Origin of the sequence: Methanosphaera sp. BMS (assembly GCF_003268005.1) — an archaeon.
In the GTDB taxonomy this organism is placed as follows: domain Archaea; phylum Methanobacteriota; class Methanobacteria; order Methanobacteriales; family Methanobacteriaceae; genus Methanosphaera.
Genome location: NZ_CP014213.1, coordinates 362,844 through 380,435, shown reverse-complemented (window position 1 = coordinate 380,435; position 17,592 = coordinate 362,844). Strand labels below are relative to the sequence as shown.

Annotated in this window: 21 protein-coding genes; 15 read left to right on the top strand and 6 right to left on the bottom strand. The window is 29.4% G+C overall.

Annotation, left to right across the window (positions count from 1 at the left end; all coding sequences use genetic code 11):
- Nucleotides 1-35 precede the first annotated feature (35 nt).
- A complete protein-coding gene (locus AW729_RS11605) occupies nt 36-161 on the top strand; it encodes a hypothetical protein (protein ID WP_257791403.1) in 126 nt (41 codons plus the stop codon).
- 183 nt (nt 162-344) lie between these two features.
- Here AW729_RS11605 and AW729_RS01305 read toward each other — a convergent pair whose 3' ends face one another.
- Both AW729_RS01305 and AW729_RS01300 read right to left on the bottom strand, forming a co-directional pair.
- A complete protein-coding gene (locus tag AW729_RS01305; protein ID WP_162685719.1) occupies nt 345-785 on the bottom strand; it encodes a hypothetical protein in 441 nt (146 codons plus the stop codon).
- A gap of 149 nt (nt 786-934) precedes the next feature.
- The gene (locus AW729_RS01300) at nt 935-1,306 is read right to left on the bottom strand and encodes a hypothetical protein (RefSeq protein ID WP_112123380.1); all 372 of its coding nucleotides are present in this window, start codon (nt 1,304-1,306) and stop codon (nt 935-937) included.
- A gap of 320 nt (nt 1,307-1,626) precedes the next feature.
- Between AW729_RS01300 and AW729_RS01295 the strand changes: the two genes are divergently transcribed.
- The gene (locus AW729_RS01295) at nt 1,627-2,739 is read left to right on the top strand and encodes an RNA-guided endonuclease TnpB family protein (protein ID WP_112123379.1); all 1,113 of its coding nucleotides are present in this window, start codon (nt 1,627-1,629) and stop codon (nt 2,737-2,739) included.
- 726 nt (nt 2,740-3,465) lie between these two features.
- Here AW729_RS01295 and AW729_RS11600 read toward each other — a convergent pair.
- Nucleotides 3,466-3,600, bottom strand: coding sequence for a hypothetical protein (locus AW729_RS11600; RefSeq protein WP_257791402.1), 135 nt, complete (start codon nt 3,598-3,600; stop codon nt 3,466-3,468).
- A gap of 334 nt (nt 3,601-3,934) precedes the next feature.
- On the opposite strand from AW729_RS11600, the gene AW729_RS01290 reads away from it, so the two are divergent.
- The 12 genes from AW729_RS01290 to AW729_RS01240 all read left to right on the top strand — a co-directional run bounded on the left by AW729_RS01290 (nt 3,935) and on the right by AW729_RS01240 (nt 13,564).
- A complete protein-coding gene (locus AW729_RS01290) occupies nt 3,935-4,276 on the top strand; it encodes a helix-turn-helix domain-containing protein (protein ID WP_162685718.1) in 342 nt (113 codons plus the stop codon).
- Nucleotides 4,269-4,982: an ImmA/IrrE family metallo-endopeptidase gene (locus AW729_RS01285; protein ID WP_162685717.1), complete on the top strand. Its 714-nt coding sequence runs from the start codon at nt 4,269-4,271 to the stop codon at nt 4,980-4,982. The genes AW729_RS01290 and AW729_RS01285 overlap by 8 nt, the downstream gene beginning before the upstream one ends.
- Nucleotides 4,983-5,186 (top strand): hypothetical protein, encoded by a 204-nt coding sequence (locus AW729_RS01280; protein ID WP_112123376.1) that lies wholly within the window; start codon nt 4,983-4,985, stop codon nt 5,184-5,186. It abuts the gene before it with no gap.
- 29 nt (nt 5,187-5,215) lie between these two features.
- Complete coding sequence (locus tag AW729_RS01275) at nt 5,216-5,536, top strand: hypothetical protein (RefSeq protein ID WP_112123375.1); 321 nt, start codon at nt 5,216-5,218, stop codon at nt 5,534-5,536.
- A 523-nt stretch (nt 5,537-6,059) separates the two neighbouring features.
- Nucleotides 6,060-8,888: a chitobiase/beta-hexosaminidase C-terminal domain-containing protein gene (locus tag AW729_RS01270; RefSeq protein ID WP_112123374.1), complete on the top strand. Its 2,829-nt coding sequence runs from the start codon at nt 6,060-6,062 to the stop codon at nt 8,886-8,888.
- Between the two features lie 9 nt (nt 8,889-8,897).
- Entirely contained in the window at nt 8,898-9,263 is a 366-nt protein-coding gene (locus AW729_RS01265; RefSeq protein ID WP_112123373.1) for a hypothetical protein, read from the top strand.
- Nucleotides 9,264-9,274: 11 nt separating this feature from the next.
- Entirely contained in the window at nt 9,275-9,529 is a 255-nt protein-coding gene (locus AW729_RS01260; RefSeq protein WP_112123372.1) for a hypothetical protein, read from the top strand.
- A gap of 268 nt (nt 9,530-9,797) precedes the next feature.
- Nucleotides 9,798-9,929 carry a hypothetical protein gene (locus AW729_RS11595; protein ID WP_257791401.1) on the top strand — a complete coding sequence of 44 codons (132 nt, stop codon included), beginning with the start codon at nt 9,798-9,800 and terminating at the stop codon, nt 9,927-9,929.
- Nucleotides 9,930-10,190: 261 nt separating this feature from the next.
- Complete coding sequence (gene ltrA / locus AW729_RS01255; protein WP_112123371.1) at nt 10,191-11,735, top strand: group II intron reverse transcriptase/maturase; 1,545 nt, start codon at nt 10,191-10,193, stop codon at nt 11,733-11,735.
- Between the two features lie 255 nt (nt 11,736-11,990).
- Nucleotides 11,991-12,554, top strand: coding sequence for a restriction endonuclease subunit S (locus AW729_RS01250; protein ID WP_112123370.1), 564 nt, complete (start codon nt 11,991-11,993; stop codon nt 12,552-12,554).
- Nucleotides 12,555-12,884: 330 nt separating this feature from the next.
- Nucleotides 12,885-13,145, top strand: a complete 261-nt coding sequence (locus AW729_RS01245) for a hypothetical protein (protein ID WP_112123369.1) — start codon at nt 12,885-12,887, stop codon at nt 13,143-13,145.
- Entirely contained in the window at nt 13,142-13,564 is a 423-nt protein-coding gene (locus AW729_RS01240) for a hypothetical protein (RefSeq protein WP_112123368.1), read from the top strand. Before AW729_RS01245 ends, AW729_RS01240 begins: the two co-directional genes overlap by 4 nt.
- Before the next feature lie 287 nt (nt 13,565-13,851).
- Here AW729_RS01240 and AW729_RS11370 read toward each other — a convergent pair whose 3' ends face one another.
- From AW729_RS11370 to AW729_RS01230, 3 genes are read right to left on the bottom strand one after another with little or no spacing between them, the layout of a single operon-like run.
- Nucleotides 13,852-14,307 (bottom strand): CPBP family intramembrane glutamic endopeptidase, encoded by a 456-nt coding sequence (locus tag AW729_RS11370; protein ID WP_204355185.1) that lies wholly within the window; start codon nt 14,305-14,307, stop codon nt 13,852-13,854.
- Nucleotides 14,304-14,687: a hypothetical protein gene (locus AW729_RS11365; RefSeq protein WP_204355184.1), complete on the bottom strand. Its 384-nt coding sequence runs from the start codon at nt 14,685-14,687 to the stop codon at nt 14,304-14,306. Before AW729_RS11365 ends, AW729_RS11370 begins: the two co-directional genes overlap by 4 nt.
- The gene (locus tag AW729_RS01230; protein WP_257791400.1) at nt 14,684-15,268 is read right to left on the bottom strand and encodes a TetR/AcrR family transcriptional regulator; all 585 of its coding nucleotides are present in this window, start codon (nt 15,266-15,268) and stop codon (nt 14,684-14,686) included. The genes AW729_RS11365 and AW729_RS01230 overlap by 4 nt, the downstream gene beginning before the upstream one ends.
- A 573-nt stretch (nt 15,269-15,841) precedes the next feature.
- On the opposite strand from AW729_RS01230, the gene AW729_RS01225 reads away from it, so the two are divergent.
- A complete protein-coding gene (locus AW729_RS01225; protein ID WP_112123367.1) occupies nt 15,842-17,287 on the top strand; it encodes an ATP-binding protein in 1,446 nt (481 codons plus the stop codon).
- Nucleotides 17,288-17,592 lie beyond the last annotated feature (305 nt).

The window sequence follows — 17,592 nt, the reverse complement described above, 5'->3', positions numbered from 1 at the left end:
CAATTATTGATCTTTCTTTCGCTTTTACTCTAGGGATGCTAGGAATAAGATTAGGCTTTACCTATCATGCAACCTACCTATCGTTACCAGTAACACAGTTTTCAAGGGAGAATAACCCATACAACAAGGTTAAATGTAACCCAAAAGGATTACAATACTAAAACACATAAAACACTGTTTTAGGTGAGAACAAAATTAAAGACAATTGCTCGTCGCACTATAAAAAAGTTGAGGGAAGGGTGAATGTTTTATTTTAAAAAGGGATTTCCATCTGAAAAATCTTCCAACGTGATGATATTTACAGAATTAATCAAGTAATCAAACTTATCTTTAGAAGTATTTTCTCACCATATTTCAATATTATCAGTTAATTTTCGTTTTAATTGGTAAAATATTAGAAATACATTAGCATTTAAATTATTTATAGAACCGAATATCTGATTTAATTGACCTCTCTTTAATGATTCGAATGAAAACTTACACTCATATAACTCTAAAATGTCATCTATTTCAACAATTATATCCCATGAATGACTTCGATAGTCATCCAGCTTAACATATGACTCTCTATGTATATTGGAATTGTCATGAATATTTTTCAATAACTTGAATGTTAACAATTCAAGAAAAGCTCCTCTTACTTCTCCGAGATTATATTTTTCATAAACATTCCACTGTAAAAATAATCCATATACTTCAAAAAGACAAGAGATTGATTCATTATACATTAAGTTAAATGATGATAACATCTCTTCATAGTCAAGAGCATTATAAGAATAAAACATGTATCTTATAAAGATATTCAATCATGATATGTTATAATTCGCAATAGATAAATCAACCAATCTGTTCAAGTAGACATCATCATAAAACTTTCTTCTATTATTAAAATTATTTCTATTAAAAACTATTTCCATCATAATATAACTAAAATTTACCTCCCAAATAAATTCAAATCTTCTAAAAGAAAACCTAAACCATATAATCCTTCAGTTAAAGCTTCTAAATCATTATTTGCAATGGCATTATCCACCAATAATTCCGAACTTTTAATAGCACCTAATGCTTTATAAAAATCATTATAATTGTTTATTGATAATGAATCAAAAACTTTCTGATTTAATTCTGTAATGTATTCATAATAATTATCATTAACGAAAACACCATTTTCTTCCAGAGATTTAAATTCCTCAAATACCTTATTATTAAACAGGACAACCTTATTAATTATTTCAGAAGAAAATTTGATAGTATTATATTTAACATTAAAAGATTTTTGTTGATATATGCGAGTAGAGTTAACCATAATAATCACCATCATAATCTATTGTAATATAGTATATAATTCATTTCATATAATTACTGTTATAACTCCATAATAAATGATTAACATCATATAACTACGGGTGTTTAGCCGTGAAAATCGGACAATAACTAATACTATCACTAAATACCACTTTTAATTAAAGATGGGCTCTGTAGAAATCCTATGAAAAAACAATTAAAAGTAATACTTTTATCAAAATATTTATATACTACTTTAAATAAAATTATTAACTATACCATTAGTAATATTTTATTATATGTATTTAATATTTCATTATTTTTGGTGTGTAGATAGTTGTTATGTATAAGAGTTTTGTTGTTCGTATTTATCCTGATGAGGTTCAGGAGAGTTTTTTTATTAATCAGTTTGGTTGTTGCCGTTTTGTTTTTAACACTTTTCTGGATGCTAAAAAGACAGTATACTCAGATAATGGAGAGTATTTGTCTTTTTATGATTGTTCGACTATGTTGACTGAGTTGAAGAAGTCTAAGACGTGGTTAAAACGAGTTGATTCACAAGCTTTGATTGAATCGTTGAAAAATTTAGAAAATGCTTTTGACAGATTTTTTAAACACCTTAACAAGTATCCACGCTATAAAAGTAAATATAATCCAGTACAATCTTATAAAACCAATAATATCAATAACAACATCAGAATTGAAGGTAAACGTATTCGTCTTCCCAAGGTAGGTTGGATACGATTTCGTACACATCAAAAGATATCCGGCAAAATACAATCTGTCACTGTTAAACAAAAAGCATCCGGTAAATATTTTGTATCTATTTTATGTAAAGATGTCACAAGACATGTTTTTAAGATTAATAATCGCAGTTGTGGTATAGATTTGGGAATATCACGTTTTGTCACAATAAACACGGGCGAAATAATACATTTCCCACAACAAAACAAGATCATACAATTAGACAAGAAAATACAAAGATTACAAAGAAAACTATCCAAAAAAGAAATTGGCAGCAAAAACTACAATAAAATCAAAAAGAAGATAGCCTTAGCATATGAAAAAAGACATAACATACTAGACTATCATTTCTATAAGATAGCACAACGATTAACAGAAAAATATCACGTAATCTCTATGGAAACACTAAACATTAAAGGCATGCTAAAAAACAGCAGACTATCACGAAGTATACAAGAAAAATCCTGGCACATGTTCATCAGAATACTAGAACAAAAAGCATACGAACACGGACGAAAACTAATACACATAGACCAATGGTACCCATCCAGCAAAACATGCAACAACTGTAAATACCACAAAGAAGACCTAACACTAAACAACCGAACATGGACATGCCCCCATTGTGGTAATAGACATGATAGGGACATTAATGCTGCTAAAAATATACATCATGAAGGATTAAAAATAATTAATCAAATACAATATTGATTACTATATTTATTTATATGAACCGAGGGTTTCCCGGGGATCGCCTGTACCACTTACTATGCTGCGTTGGCGGCAATTAGGCAGGAATCAAATGACAAATACAATTACTCAATATGAGTGAGAATTGTATATTGATGAAGAAAGGATAATATTGAAATAGAATATATTCCCTCTGTAAAAAATTATATTTGAGTTATTACTCATACTTCACTCAAAGCAAGGTTTTCTACAGAGCCTAAAGATGATTATTTACAAAATGGAAGATATTTGACATTGATTTGTATTACTGTATCTGTCTACAAATATCAATTCCAAAACACCCTTCTGAAGGATTAAATAATGTTATTTTTCCATATTAAAATAGAATAACTGAATTTATAACCTACAAATATTTTTAATTACAGTTCGACCATCATGAAAAAATATTTCAAAACAACATCAAATATGTGTTTTACAATTCACATGATACGAGCATTATTATTAAAATATTTTCACTAAAAATAGTATAATAATAATACTATTTAAATATTTCGATGTTAAATATAGAATAATATACAATAATATAAAAAAAATAAATTGAATAATATAATTACACAAAAAGATACTTAACAAAACATCACAAACAACACCAATCATACGACAATATTCACCATAAATTAAATTTAAAAAGATACTGGAAAAAACTTTCAAAAAACAACAACACTAAATAAAAATACAAACAAACGGCTAGAGTTCTTTAAATATAAAACATGGACAATTAGTTACCTGTTCTTTTGTATCGACATATTCCTTATTCTCATATTGTCTTGTCTTTGTCTTGTTTGTGATGTGGATTATATTTTTATACTTCGCTATATCCATATACAACAAATCATTTACTGGGCAATAAGATTCCTCCAATTAATATAGAGAGTTAATATAACAAAGTGTAAAAAGAATGTTTAATAAGATGATTTAAGAATCAAAAATGTTAATTCTGAAATTAAATATTTATACTCTAATTGTCATTAAAATAACCATATTTAATAATGTTATAATGATGACTTATATAATCATGCTATGAATTAAGATGTTATACTACTTATTTTCTTAATAAAAGTAATTATTAAGAATATTATAAAATTGTTATTGTTATTAATTAAAGTAATACTTATAATTATTAATGACACATTATTTTAATAGAGGTGAAAATAATATGGAAGATAGCATGGGTATGAGAATAAAATACTTAAGACAAAAGCATAATTTTACTCAACGGGAAGTAGGTGAATTCTTAGATATCAGTCAAAGCCTACTGGCAAAGGTAGAATCAAATGAAAGAAACTTGGACATTACAAAAATATTAAAACTATGTGATTTATTCAATGTTTCAGAAGAATATTTAATATTTGGCAAAGGAAATTATGATAAAAACACTATAGCATTCAGAAAGGATAACAAATCCATCAATTTAAAAACAATAGCACGAATGAATAGAATAATCAATAATCTTAAATATATGAAAGAATTGTATGAGGAGAATTATACGGATGATTAACTCGGAATATCATTTTGAAATGAATGAAGAGGCAAATAAATGCAGACGCGAATGGTTTATAGATGAAAATGTACCAATAGACATATTCGCTGTGGCAGAAAATAAAATAAAAAACCTGACAATAGTGTTTATGGATATGGGCGATGAGGTAAGTGGTGCTTCAAGCAAATTTGATGATGAAACGGTAATATTTATTAATTCCACCCAGACATATGCAAGACAACGATTTAACCTTGGTCATGAAATATATCATCTGAGATTTGATGAAGGATTAGTCACATGCCTAAATGAAAGCAATGATAAGATTGAAAAGAAAGCAGATCAGTTTGCATCATGTCTACTGCTTCCTCATGGAGCTTTAAGCTATTATGAACAGGTAAACAATATAACAGAATGGACGATTGATGAAATAATACATGCAGAGCAATACTTCCAAATTAGCCACCATGCATTAATGTGGAGACTTAGAAATTTAGAAAAAATCACATACAACCAGTATAATAAATACAAAAATAACCCGGTAAACAATGTACGCAAACTTGGATATAATACGAAACTATACGAGCCATACACACAAGGCAATACTACAGATGGAAACTATATATACTTATTAAATACATTGTATGAGGATGATATAATCTCATTTGCAAAACGAGATGAACTATTACTAGATGCATTCTGTGAAGATAAGGTATGGAAAGATTAAATGAGGCTAACCATGCAAAACAATGCAATATTCGCAGATACTGATTGTTTAAGCTGTTTTATAATGATAAATAGAACAGATATCCTACAGGAATTATTTGAATATATTACAATACCGAGCTATGTCTATGAAGAATTCCTTCAAGCACCATATGATATTAAAAAGGAAGTAAATCTACTGATTGAAAAAAATTCATTAAAATAAAAAATGTAGAGAGCATGGAAGAAATAATAATGTTTTACAAATTTAAACATAACATTTACATTAAAGAAATCATCGAAAATGGTGAAGCATCCGCACTGGCTCTTGCAAAAATATATGATGGAATACTGGCAAGTAACAATTCAAGAGATGTTGCTTTGACTGTAAAAGCAGAAAACATACCTTGGATAAAAACGGGAGACATACTTGAATATGCAATAGATTCTCAACTAATCACCTTCAAAGAAGCCAATAAATTATGGAAAGAAATGTTGGATAAAGAGACACTTGGAAATTATAAAACTTTAACAGAATACTTGGAACATAAAACAGACATAATGACAAGATTTTAAAATTAGAAAATTCATGGGCAAAAAATTATATCACAATAACTATGACAAGACTATTAAAGACTTTGTTCGTGAATTATCCCGACCCCCCTTATTTTTTTGTAAGAAGTTATCTATTAGCATTTTATTAGACATCGTAGTATTTTTTAATATTTCCACTTCATTATATCCACCACCCATAACAAGTAATTTTATCAAACATTTATTATTTTTCAACTGATTCAGAAGATATTTTTATATATTACTCCAAGACTAAAATAATCTCAACCCCACACAATTTTTTAAAGAGTTCGATTTTTATTTTAATAGTAATGTTTATTAATAACCTAAGACATAACTTGTGATGTTGTTAATCGATTTTGATATAAAGAAAATCAAATTGACTTTTACAATTAACAACAAAATAAGTATTTTAATAAATGAATAATCAATAAAATAAAAAGAATGGAGGCTAATATTTATTAATTATAAGAAGATAATCTTGTTTTTGTTTATTATTCTCTCTTGTATTAGTGTAGTATGTGCCATGGATGTCAGCAAATCAAGTGACTCCAGCATAAGTACTACTGCAAGTGCAAGTTATGATAATAATTTAAAACAGGACATGGATGAAGATTTATATGATGATGAAATTATTCCTGATAATAATTTCGAGGACGGATATGAAAATTCAGAGATAATAGAATTAAACGATACGTCAATTGACGAAGATGAGGAAGAATTCGAGGAAAATGACAAATCCACAGATTCAACCCGCCATAACCAAGGTAATACTAGGGGAAGTGGAGATACCCCTGCTATTGTAAGTAACACCACCACAGCTTTGAGTGTGAAGGTAGTGTTAAACAAGCTTACATCAACAACATATAATACTACTTTTAGTGGAGTAAATAACTGTACCGTCTATTATACATTAAATGGTGCAACACCAACAAGCAGTAGTACCAAGTATACCAAGGCATTTATTTATGATAGTAGTAAGACCTTGAAGTATTTTGCAGTTAAAGCTAACGGTGAATGTGGCGTGGTACTGTCAATGAAACTCGGTGAGGAATCCACACCATACATCGTATACAAAACGCCGATTACCAATAAAAAACAACAGGTATACATCTCATATACCCTACCCACAACCAGCATATACTATACAACCGACGGCAGCACGCCGACCATAGATAGTACCAAATACAATGCACCTATCGAAATAAATAATAATACTGACCTACGATTTATCTCAGTCTATGGCTCAATAACAAGTAATGTATACAGTTATAGGATGAATGCAGTAAAACCGGTAGTTAGCATTAAAAACCTCACCGACGTACGTGACAACTACCAGAACATAACAGTCAAAATCAACAAACCAGGTAAAATATACTATACAAGAAATGGTTCACAACCCAACACCAGTTGCAACACATGGAATAATAACACAAAGGTAATGATATCCATAAAAACACAAGTACGAGCTATCCTTGTAGATGATGAAGGATTTACATCTAGTGTAATATTTTATCAACCAGATAAAATAATAACACCACCAGTAACAGCAATAAGACCATTAACGACGCTCGTAAATAATGTGCAGAGAATACAGTTCAGTACAAACAAACTAAACTGCACAGTTTACTATACCACTGATGGATCCAACCCATTAAACAGTTCAACAGTAAAAACCGCCAAGAACAATGATAAAATAAACCTGAACAAGAACACACGACTCAAATACTACACACAGGATGACATACAACTATATAAGTCAAAGGTATTCAATTACAAGCCAGTACAACATCCAGATGAAAGACCAACAATAACAATATTCAACGCATCCAATATATGGAACAACGGACAGCAGAAGATCATCATACAATCCAATCAGCCAGGAAAATTCAACATAACCCAATACAACCAAACACAAACACCAGAAGAAACTATAAACAACCCCGGCAGTTTCACAACAGATACAAATACTAATATTGAAGTATACACGCAATATGGTGATAAATACTCTAAAACCATTAATTATAATCCACATAATGGAACTAAAACCGTAATGAATTATACTTATTCAATGGAGATTCCATATGAAAGCATGTGGATTTCACTAGGTAATACTAAATTATACACCTCTAATCAAACATTCATTAATAATTTAAACAATGGAAAATATTATTTCTACAATTATAGAATAAATACTACAACAATATCAAATAACGCTCCTGTAAATGAAAATGGAGTATTATTATATAAAGATGGTTATAATTTAGTTATTAAATATTATAATCGTGTGTATGGTGATATTAACACGATTAGTATTAGTAAATTATTTAATAATAACAATATTACCAGTATTTATGCATTTAATAATAATAAACGTACAAAAATTGTTGACATGTATTTTTATAATATGGAAGGAGGTAAAAAATTTTTCACTAGATTTATCTCAAACCATAATCCAGACATGATATCCAAAACAGAAATATTGACTTCAGAGCATAAGTCAGATATATCTTTTAACACGATACAAACATATGTTTTAACTAATAAATTAATAAATACAAGTATATTGAAGTCCTACATGAATCTTAAAGATAACTATAATACTAATGTACTTAAATCATATTATGGAACCTATTTAACAGCACTTTCAACCATATACTTCTATGATGAAACAAGCAAATTTTTTGCAGACAAGTTGAATATAGCTTTTTCCAGACAACAAGAAGCTCAAATACTTATTGGAGTACATCTTACTGGAATGACTTATATGACAACACCTGATCCAACATTGGGTTTGAACATATGGGGAAATGAATCTAATAAACTATACTTTAGATTAATATCTACATTAATGTTATCTGAATGTGAACGAATGGCATTACAAGCTTCAGGTCAAAGCACCACTAGTGCTTTTCAAATATTTTATCAGTCTTTAAATGAATCAACATTAAATATAACATATTATGAAGATAATAACACCATTCAAGTAATTCCATCTGATGATACAGAGTATAAGTTTATCATTGAATTAAATACAGGGATTGTTTGGACATACACTTCAAATTTTTTCGAAACATTGTTTTTTGGAAATCCTGAATATTTAAAGGGTGCCACAACAATAGATGGTCAAGGTGATTGTTATCATGATGAACGAACAGATGCATTTTCAATGGCTCTTAGAAATTTAACCAATTACATTGATGCGATTGGTTATCGTATGGGTCAGGAAAATCTTGAAATGATGCAGGAAGGTTTAGAGTTAAGTCAAAGCATGTCTGATGAGATGGTTAGTTTCTTTGAAGATTGGGCTGGAGGTACTGCAATAACAGCCGGAATGACAATAGTGTTAGCTTAAGGTGGAACCATGCTACCCGTAGTTGTAGGAGCAGCCATAGTTGGTATGGGTATTGGTTTATGTTTACATGCTGCCGGAGCAGATGAACCATCCGATATGTTAAACCCATATTATTGGACACAAGCAGCACCAACGATTATAGGATCAGCCATAGTACCATATGGAGAGATAAGAAGTGTTGCAAAAGGATTACAATTATTAGACAAAGTAGGACTACCCTTATTTGATGAAGGAAGAGTTATACTAATGTCAAGTATAAAAATAAATACATATAATAGTTTTATAGAAATGATTGAAGAGGAAAGTAGTAGTATCTTTTATTCTAATGCTATTGATTGGGGATATTCCTACTTTGGTTTATCTATTCCTGAGTAGTTGGTGATTATATGAGTATTATGGATTTTTTAGAAAAAATTGATAAACGTTTGTATAATTTTTCAGAATTTTATCATTTAGATTCAGTTCCAAAGGGAAAAAATTTTATTTATAGTATTTTTTTCATTGGATTCTTTATATTTGCAGTTTTTACAAAAGATCAACGTATGATACTATTTGCTAGTATTGGATTACTGTTAGCAATAATTTTCATTTATTCTCATTTTAAAAAATATGGTATTTGGGAGAAAATTAGAAAAAAATGACTTTGTTCGTGAATTATCCCGACCCCCCTTATTTTTTGTGCGACAAGCGATTGTCTTTAATTTGTTCTCACTCGAAACTTTGTTTTGAGTGTGTGTTAGTATAGTATCTAATTAACGGATACTTTTAATCCTGTTGTATGGGTTATTCTCCCTTGAAACTGCGTCATTGGTAACAGTGGGGTGGGTTGCATGATAGGTAAAGCCTAATCTTACTTCTAGCATCCATGAAGTGGAGGGCGAGAGAAAGACCAATATTGGCTAATGATAAATGAACTCTTATAAGCATCGTGAAAGGGAACAACACGTTAGGATGATTGAAGGATGTGTTGTAATTGCAGGCAGGTCAGACGAAGTAAAAAAGGACGTCTATAGATTACAACCCGTATGTCTGTCGGTGTAATGGGAGGGCCTAAGTTGTGTCGTAGTCTAACAAAAGATAAACTTGGTAAGCCCAGTAAAGTCCAGTAATACATTACTGGTAGGGGTTTCTGTGAGGGAATTCTAAGACCTTACTGGCTAAAGGATGTTAAGGAAGCTAATGCCACATTATCGTTAAGATAAAGGGGAATTTAACAAATAATTAACTCTTGTGGATATGCTGACTTTAACAGGTGTATAACATGAATTAAAACGAATTTGTATTCTTAGATGTGATTAATTTATGAGTCAAATTTCAGATGAAGAAAACTGTGCAAATATTAATTTGTGTCAGTCCACGGAATTGGACAAACTCGACAGTGAATGGTCCAATATTAAATGGAACTATGTAAGTCGAAGCATATATAAGATACAACAGCGGATAATTCGTGCTGAAGAATCTGGTGACTATCGAAGAGTTCGAAGCCATTGTAGACTACTTTTAAATGATAATAGAACACTATTGTGGGCTATAAGAGTAGTTACTCAAATAAATAGTGGTAAACGTACGGCAGGAGTTGACTCTGAAATTGTCATGACAAATGCTGAGCGTATGAAACTATTTTACCAGCTTAAGGATTGTAAAATTAATCTACATAGGCCTCGGCCTGTTTGTAGGATTTATATTCCTAAAAAGAATGGTAAATTAAGACCTTTGGGTATTCCAACCATACGTGATCGTGTGTTCCAAATGGTATGTAAAATTGCCTTGGAACCTATTTGGGAGCATCATTTTGAAGCCAATAGTTATGGTTTCAGGCCTTGTAGAGGTGCTAGTGATGCTATAGCAAAGATTCACAGTCATGTACGTGGATTTAATCGTCCTTGGATATTTGAAGGTGATTTTAAATCTTGTTTTGATACTCTTGACCATGATTATATCATGGAACAAGTACGGTATTTTCCAGCCTCTAAAACCATTAGTCTCTGGTTAAAAGCAGGATACTTAGACGATAATGTATTTTATAAGTCCGATAGTGGTACACCTCAGGGGGGTATTATATCTCCGCTTCTTGCTAACATTGCATTGCATGGAATGGAGGAAGCATTAGATATTAAATACACTCGTATCCGCAGAAAAGATGGCTCGTATACATACAGTAATGTGTCTAAGTATGTTATGGTGCGTTATGCTGATGATTTTGTAATACTTTGTAGAACAAAAGAGGATGCATGTAAAGTGCCGAAACTGTTAAATTCTTACTTGGAAAAGAGGGGTTTAACTTTAGCTGAGGATAAAACTAGAATTACTCATATTGATAATGGTTTTGATTTTCTAGGAATCAATATTAAATCATATTTCAGTAGAAATAGAAAAGTGGTTCTTACAAAACCGTCAAAGAGTAGTATTGTTTCATTCAAAGATAAAGCACGGCGTATCTTTATAAAAGCTTATGGGGGAGACATAGAAAGTTTTATTGACTCCTTAAATAATCTTATAATTGGTACTGCTTATTATTGGAGAATGACAGCTGCAGAAAGAACCTTTGAAAAGATGGATTGGTTTATTATATATCGTATTATTCGTCTTCTTAAGAGATTATATCCTAAGAAGTCTCATAAGTGGATTAAAGGTAAACACTTTAAACCATGTAGGGATAAAACGATAAAAGATAAGTATTTGTTTACTAATCCTGAAACAGGTAATCAACTTAAACGTATGAGTTGGATTCATATTAAATATGCGTGGTGCATTAAATATAAAGCAACCCCGTATAAAAGTGAATTCAATGAGTACTTTGAAAGATTTAAATTTAAAAATAATTACCAATGCTTATATGGAATATAAAATAATTTTTTTAATTTGACTTAGTTTCTTCAGATAACTAATATGCTTGAGCCGTATGTTATGAAAGTGACACGTACGGTTCTGAGGAGAGGAGGAGAGAGCAACCTCTCTAACTTATCCGACTGTAACGAGTTATCTCTTAGCATTTACCAGATACTATTTTTTTTATGTTTTCCACTTCGTTATATACATGGTTAACGAAGAGAAAAAATATTGTTTTTATTTTTAAATCTTTATTTTTCAAGGTGTTATAAAATGTATGAGCATATTAAACTAGAAGAAGTAGCTGATGTAACTAAACTAGCAGGTTTTGAATTCTCTAAATATATTGAATATCAGGATAAAGGTGAAATTATAGCATTACGTGCATTAAATATTAAAAATAACAAATTAGATTTAACTGATGTTAAATATATAGATAATAAAACCTCTGAAAAATTGACAAGGAGTAAATTATACAAAAATGATATTTTATTAACCTATACTGGAAATGGATGGGGAGATTCTGTAAAAATTATTGAAAATGATAAATATCATTTAGCACCTAATTTAGCTAAAATAACTCCAAAACAGATTAATCCTGATTTTTTATTAAATTATATGCAAAGTTATGGCTTTTTAAAACAAATGGAAAATTATTTAGTTGGAAGTTCACAACCAACAATACCTATGAAATTTATTAGAAAAATAGAAATACCTCATCCTCCTAAAGATATTCAAAATAAAATTGGTGGAATTCTTAATTTGATTTCTAAAAAAATTCAAATAAATAACTCCATAAACAATAATTTAACCACCTCTTTTTTATTTTTTTATTAAAACTCCTTGAATTCCTATAAGACAAAGAATTATTACTGGTACAACGATTTACCTTTCCCTCTAAAATCATCCCCCCACTTAAGATTAAACTATGACTAAAATAGGATATAAAAAATCATTAGATCTCTGATTTATATATAATTATAATAATTCTACTTCAATCCATATCAGTAGATAAAACTTTTTATTATCAAAATAAATTTTATTTAAGGCAAAACAGTATGACATCGTACTATGTTGATTGATGTTTAATATAACTTTTCATTAAAATTAATGATGGTATATTACCAACAAATTTATATATATATATTATAATGTAAATATTATTATATGAAAAGAAACACCAATCAGGATATTTATTTATATGAAAAAAGAATAATATTTCAAGAAACACAACGTGGATGGTCAATAGTAATTATGCCGGATAATATATTATTAGACAATTATGAACATGGTTTTCCACATATTCATCCAGATAGAGCAGAAATTAAAACAAAAACTTTGTATGAAACCTTGTTAATTGTAAAATCCCATATTGAAAAGTATAAAAAAGTTGAATTAGATTTGTTAAGGGAGGAATTGTTAAAATGATGATTACACTAATTAAAAAACAAAAGGGAACCGATGTTATTAAAGAATTAATTCAAAAATATGGTTCTAAAAAAGAATTAGAACGTTTATTTAATCAAACAAATAATATGGAAATGATGATAGATTTAGAAAATTGGAATTACTTCTTAGAAAATCCAAATGAAAGCATAGAAAAGGGAGAATCTTTGGTAACAAATAAAATTAATTTATCACAATTAGATTTTGAAGTTCTATCTGCAATTAAATATAATGAAATATCTTCTATCAGAGATTTAGCTAATAAAATGCATAAAGATGTTAAAACTATTCAACCAAAAGTTCATAAATTATATGAAAATGGTTTTATTCAATTAATTGATGGAAATAAAAATAGTAAAATTCCTATTTTGAATTATGATGAAATAAAATTAGAAATATGATTTTTTTATTTATTATTTTTTGTTAAACTTACATTTTAATAGAGTGTTAGCCAAAAATGATTTTTTTTGGAAAAATTCTATTTTCAAAAATTGATTAAAAGAAGTTATTTTATATTACAATTCTAATTTTTTAATGGTAGCTTAGATGATATGTAAAGCATGACTCAATTTCCAAAAAAAATGAAGGTATGACTCCACAAGCTTTGTATAACAATTGTCTAGTAGTTCAATCTAAGCACCACCTGCACATATTACACACAGCTATATGTGAAAAACATCTATTATTGCTACCTGTCGGTGTATTCGGGCAGTTTTCCGATGTGACGTGTTTCAAAGAACATGTCTTTTTTAACCAGGACTATGATAATTGTTAGCACTGTTATCACTATCGTCTCCAGGCATTTTGTCTCGGGAGTTATCGCTATTTTCTCCTGCATGAAATTGACAAAGAAATGAAATATCATGCAAGCCAATATTGAACGGTCACTTTCAAGATAGACCCATGTAATGACAAATTCCATGGGGATTCCACTTACAAAAAAGTTAACCACATAAAGAGGATTTACCATAAGTCCAGCCTGATACGTTCCCTGAATAAAGAGTAATGGAAAATGCCATAAAGACCATAGTACTCCAAAAATCATGGATTCCCAAAACCAGTTCATATAGTTACCGATTGAATCCTCACAGTATCCTTTCCATCCTACCTCCTCAATAATTGAAGCAATCGTAATGGTAATCAATGCCCGGCTATTCCAACACCTGTAAAGGAAAAGTCTTCAGTAAGGGAAAACTGATTCAATGACTGTCCAAATGCTACAGACAAGAGGATCGAAGAACCTATTACAATGGCAAATACAATTACAGCCCAAACTACGTTGAGCCACTTTACTTTGTAAAAGCCTAACATCTTATTTTTAAAGTCTTGTTTGAGTGCATCTGATTTTGACAGCATGATAAAAATTGTAGAGACTATGGCTGGTGCCATAAGACCTAACAACAGGAGTAATGGACTGATGCTTTCGGGCAAATAGATTGCCGGAATCCAAAAAATCCAAGTAAAGATATATGCCAATGCAAAAAAGAGCACTGGTTTATATTTGTATTTTCCGGTATTGTTCATTCGACCACCTCCATATCGCTCTTATCAATCAGATTATAAATGAAATTCATCGTTCCTTTTTCTGCTCCAAAAAGTTTTTCAGTCATTTCTATAAAGACGTAAATATCATTTTCGGTAAATGTACCCTCATTAAACATGCCATCGCTGATGATAAGCAGCATCTTAACACGTTCGGCTATATTGTCGCATTCAAATATGCCTTCAGTTACTCCTTCATCCACAACTTCAGATAAAAGCGGAATAAGAACGTCGATTAATTTTTTTCTGACCCTATAATGCATTAACACATTTTCCTGTTGGAAGAGGGTGTTTTTTATTGGCTGTTCTTCTTCGGTAGGTTTCATTGATGTGATTATTCCAACTATTTTTTGCGGTACTGGTATGTCCATTAGGATAATCTGCTTTGCCATTTCGGTCTCATCATCAATCATCATGTCTATGACTTCTTCGAGCATCTGCTCTTTACTTTGAAAATAGTAGTAGTAAGTGCCTTTAGCTATTTGTGCTTTTTCTATAATCTGGTCAACTCGGGTATTTTCATATCCTTGTGTAAGAAACATATCATAGGCAATCTTTAACAACTCCTGTTTCCTTTTTCCCCTTTTTTCATAGTTACCTCCAAAAATAAACGATTAACTGTTTTTTATATTATAATTAACCTCATATTCCAATCAATAATTTTTCGACTTTCGGTCGGTTTTTCTTGATTTTAATAATACATTTAACCTCATGATATACAAAGATATCCTATTTTCTCATTTTTGGAAAATAAGGTATAATGCTTTTTATGTGTTGATTTGTGTTTTATTGTCGTTTTTTGGGAATTTTATATTTTCTTTTATTGTATTGTAGGAAGCTGATGTGTACTTATGATTATTTTATCTATAAACTTGTCTAATGTATAATTGGATTAATGGGAGTTTAATGATATCCTTTTTATCCTCTTTATTTACTTGGATGTGATTTTAATTCAATTCGAAATAGAAATGTTAATAATACAATCTTATTCTCTGAAATGAATAAGAATAATAGAATCTTATTCTCTTAAATGAATAAGAATAATACAATCTTATTCTCTGAAATGAATAAGATTATATATTATTGATTATATATATAATGTCATGGTTACTTAAAAGGAAGGGGAAGTGAGTATTATGGATTATGACAATTTATTGATAGAATATATTGACGGTCAATTAATTAATTTTCCTAATCAATTAAATGAAAAGCTATATATGAACAATACTCGATTTAAAGAGAGAAATGAGTTTAATCAATTAAAATCATATATTGATGAATTTTTAAATGATGATTATTTTCATCGTTTCATAGTTTTACCGGGACTACGTGGGGTTGGTAAAAGTACCTTGTTATTTCAGGTATATGATTATCTTTTTAAAAATAATGTATCGGTTAATCAAATATTGTATTTTTCTTGTGAAGAATTAAATTATATTGGTAATTATTCTATTAAAGACGTTGTTGATGCTTTTTTAAAGTATTATCATGAAAGAGAGATAATGACATTAGATAAAAATATTTTTCTATTAATTGATGAAGCACAATATGATAAGAATTGGGCTTTAGCTGGAAAAATAATATTTGATAAAACCCAAAAGATTTTCATGATTTTCACCGGATCAAATGCATTGAATCTTGAACTTAATGCTGATGCTGCAAGAAGAATGATTAAATATGATATTCCTCCATTAAATTATTCACAGTATTTAAAATTAAAATATAATTTAAATATTAATATGCCTGGAAATATATTGGATAAACTTTTATTTGATGCAGATATTAAAGATGCAGTCCGATATGAAAATGAATTAAAGAATAAATTAATAAATATTCCTGAATATAACACGAATCAATGGGGATTATATATAAAATATGGTGGTTTTCCATCATTATTTCATATAAATAATACATATGAACAACAAGTATATTTAATGGATGTCATATCAAAAATTGTACATAATGATATGGCCAATATTAGAAATTTTACAACAGAAAACCAAGTGAATATACAAAGGGTTTTAACACAGCTTGCATTACAAAGATCTAATGATTTATCACAACAAAAATTATCCAAACGTTTACAGACTTCCTTGTCAAATATAAAAAATATACTGGATACACTTGAAAAAACTCATTTAATATTTCATGTTGAAGCTTTTGGAACTGCATCTAAACGATCTAAAAAATCATGGAAATATTACTTTGCATCCAGCAGCCTAAAACATGCATTAACATTAACATTTGGTAATAATACAACAAGAAATGAAGAATATGAGGGAGTTTTACTTGAAAATTTAATAGCAACATTATTATATAACAATTTTTCAAACACACCTCTTCAACATAAATATTTGTTCTACGATTCAAATAAGAAAAATGTTGATTTCTTAATTCAGAAAGATTTTCAAAGTCCAATTCCTATAGAGGTAGGACGAGGAAAAAAAGATAGAAAACAGGTAAGTGCTGCTATTAAAAATTATGGAAGTCCCCATGGAATAATTATTTCAAACAATACAAACAAGATTATTAAAGAAGATAACATAATATACATACCCTACAAAACATTCTCATCATTATAAAGATTTTATTTCCATATTTTTTTTGATGCTAGAATGTTCTCCAAAGTATGTTTTTCACCAATGTCGTCAGGTTAAGATTTTTTAATGTTAAAGTTATTAGTGGAATGCTAGACATAAACTTCTCCACCTACACAGGGATTATCTTAACAAATACGAATATTCATATTCTTTATTAACATAAATATCAGTTGGCTTAATTTTTGTAATGTTTTTAATTAAGCCAAGTAATGGTAAAAGTTATTATGGATATCATTTGAGGATATAATATTCCATAGTGCTTATTTAATCATTCAACATGATTTACC

Coding starts and splice junctions, on each gene's coding strand:
- AW729_RS11605 (WP_257791403.1), top strand. CDS start 36: ATGCTAGGAATAAGATTAGGCTTTACCTATCATGCAACCTACCTATCG.
- AW729_RS01305 (WP_162685719.1), bottom strand. CDS start 785: ATGTTTTATTCTTATAATGCTCTTGACTATGAAGAGATGTTATCATCA.
- AW729_RS01300 (WP_112123380.1), bottom strand. CDS start 1,306: ATGGTTAACTCTACTCGCATATATCAACAAAAATCTTTTAATGTTAAA.
- AW729_RS01295 (WP_112123379.1), top strand. CDS start 1,627: ATGTATAAGAGTTTTGTTGTTCGTATTTATCCTGATGAGGTTCAGGAG.
- AW729_RS11600 (WP_257791402.1), bottom strand. CDS start 3,600: ATGGATATAGCGAAGTATAAAAATATAATCCACATCACAAACAAGACA.
- AW729_RS01290 (WP_162685718.1), top strand. CDS start 3,935: ATGGAAGATAGCATGGGTATGAGAATAAAATACTTAAGACAAAAGCAT.
- AW729_RS01285 (WP_162685717.1), top strand. CDS start 4,269: ATGATTAACTCGGAATATCATTTTGAAATGAATGAAGAGGCAAATAAA.
- AW729_RS01280 (WP_112123376.1), top strand. CDS start 4,983: ATGAGGCTAACCATGCAAAACAATGCAATATTCGCAGATACTGATTGT.
- AW729_RS01275 (WP_112123375.1), top strand. CDS start 5,216: ATGTTTTACAAATTTAAACATAACATTTACATTAAAGAAATCATCGAA.
- AW729_RS01270 (WP_112123374.1), top strand. CDS start 6,060: ATGGATGTCAGCAAATCAAGTGACTCCAGCATAAGTACTACTGCAAGT.
- AW729_RS01265 (WP_112123373.1), top strand. CDS start 8,898: ATGCTACCCGTAGTTGTAGGAGCAGCCATAGTTGGTATGGGTATTGGT.
- AW729_RS01260 (WP_112123372.1), top strand. CDS start 9,275: ATGAGTATTATGGATTTTTTAGAAAAAATTGATAAACGTTTGTATAAT.
- AW729_RS11595 (WP_257791401.1), top strand. CDS start 9,798: ATGAACTCTTATAAGCATCGTGAAAGGGAACAACACGTTAGGATGATT.
- ltrA (WP_112123371.1), top strand. CDS start 10,191: ATGAGTCAAATTTCAGATGAAGAAAACTGTGCAAATATTAATTTGTGT.
- AW729_RS01250 (WP_112123370.1), top strand. CDS start 11,991: ATGTATGAGCATATTAAACTAGAAGAAGTAGCTGATGTAACTAAACTA.
- AW729_RS01245 (WP_112123369.1), top strand. CDS start 12,885: ATGAAAAGAAACACCAATCAGGATATTTATTTATATGAAAAAAGAATA.
- AW729_RS01240 (WP_112123368.1), top strand. CDS start 13,142: ATGATGATTACACTAATTAAAAAACAAAAGGGAACCGATGTTATTAAA.
- AW729_RS11365 (WP_204355184.1), bottom strand. CDS start 14,687: ATGAACAATACCGGAAAATACAAATATAAACCAGTGCTCTTTTTTGCA.
- AW729_RS01225 (WP_112123367.1), top strand. CDS start 15,842: ATGGATTATGACAATTTATTGATAGAATATATTGACGGTCAATTAATT.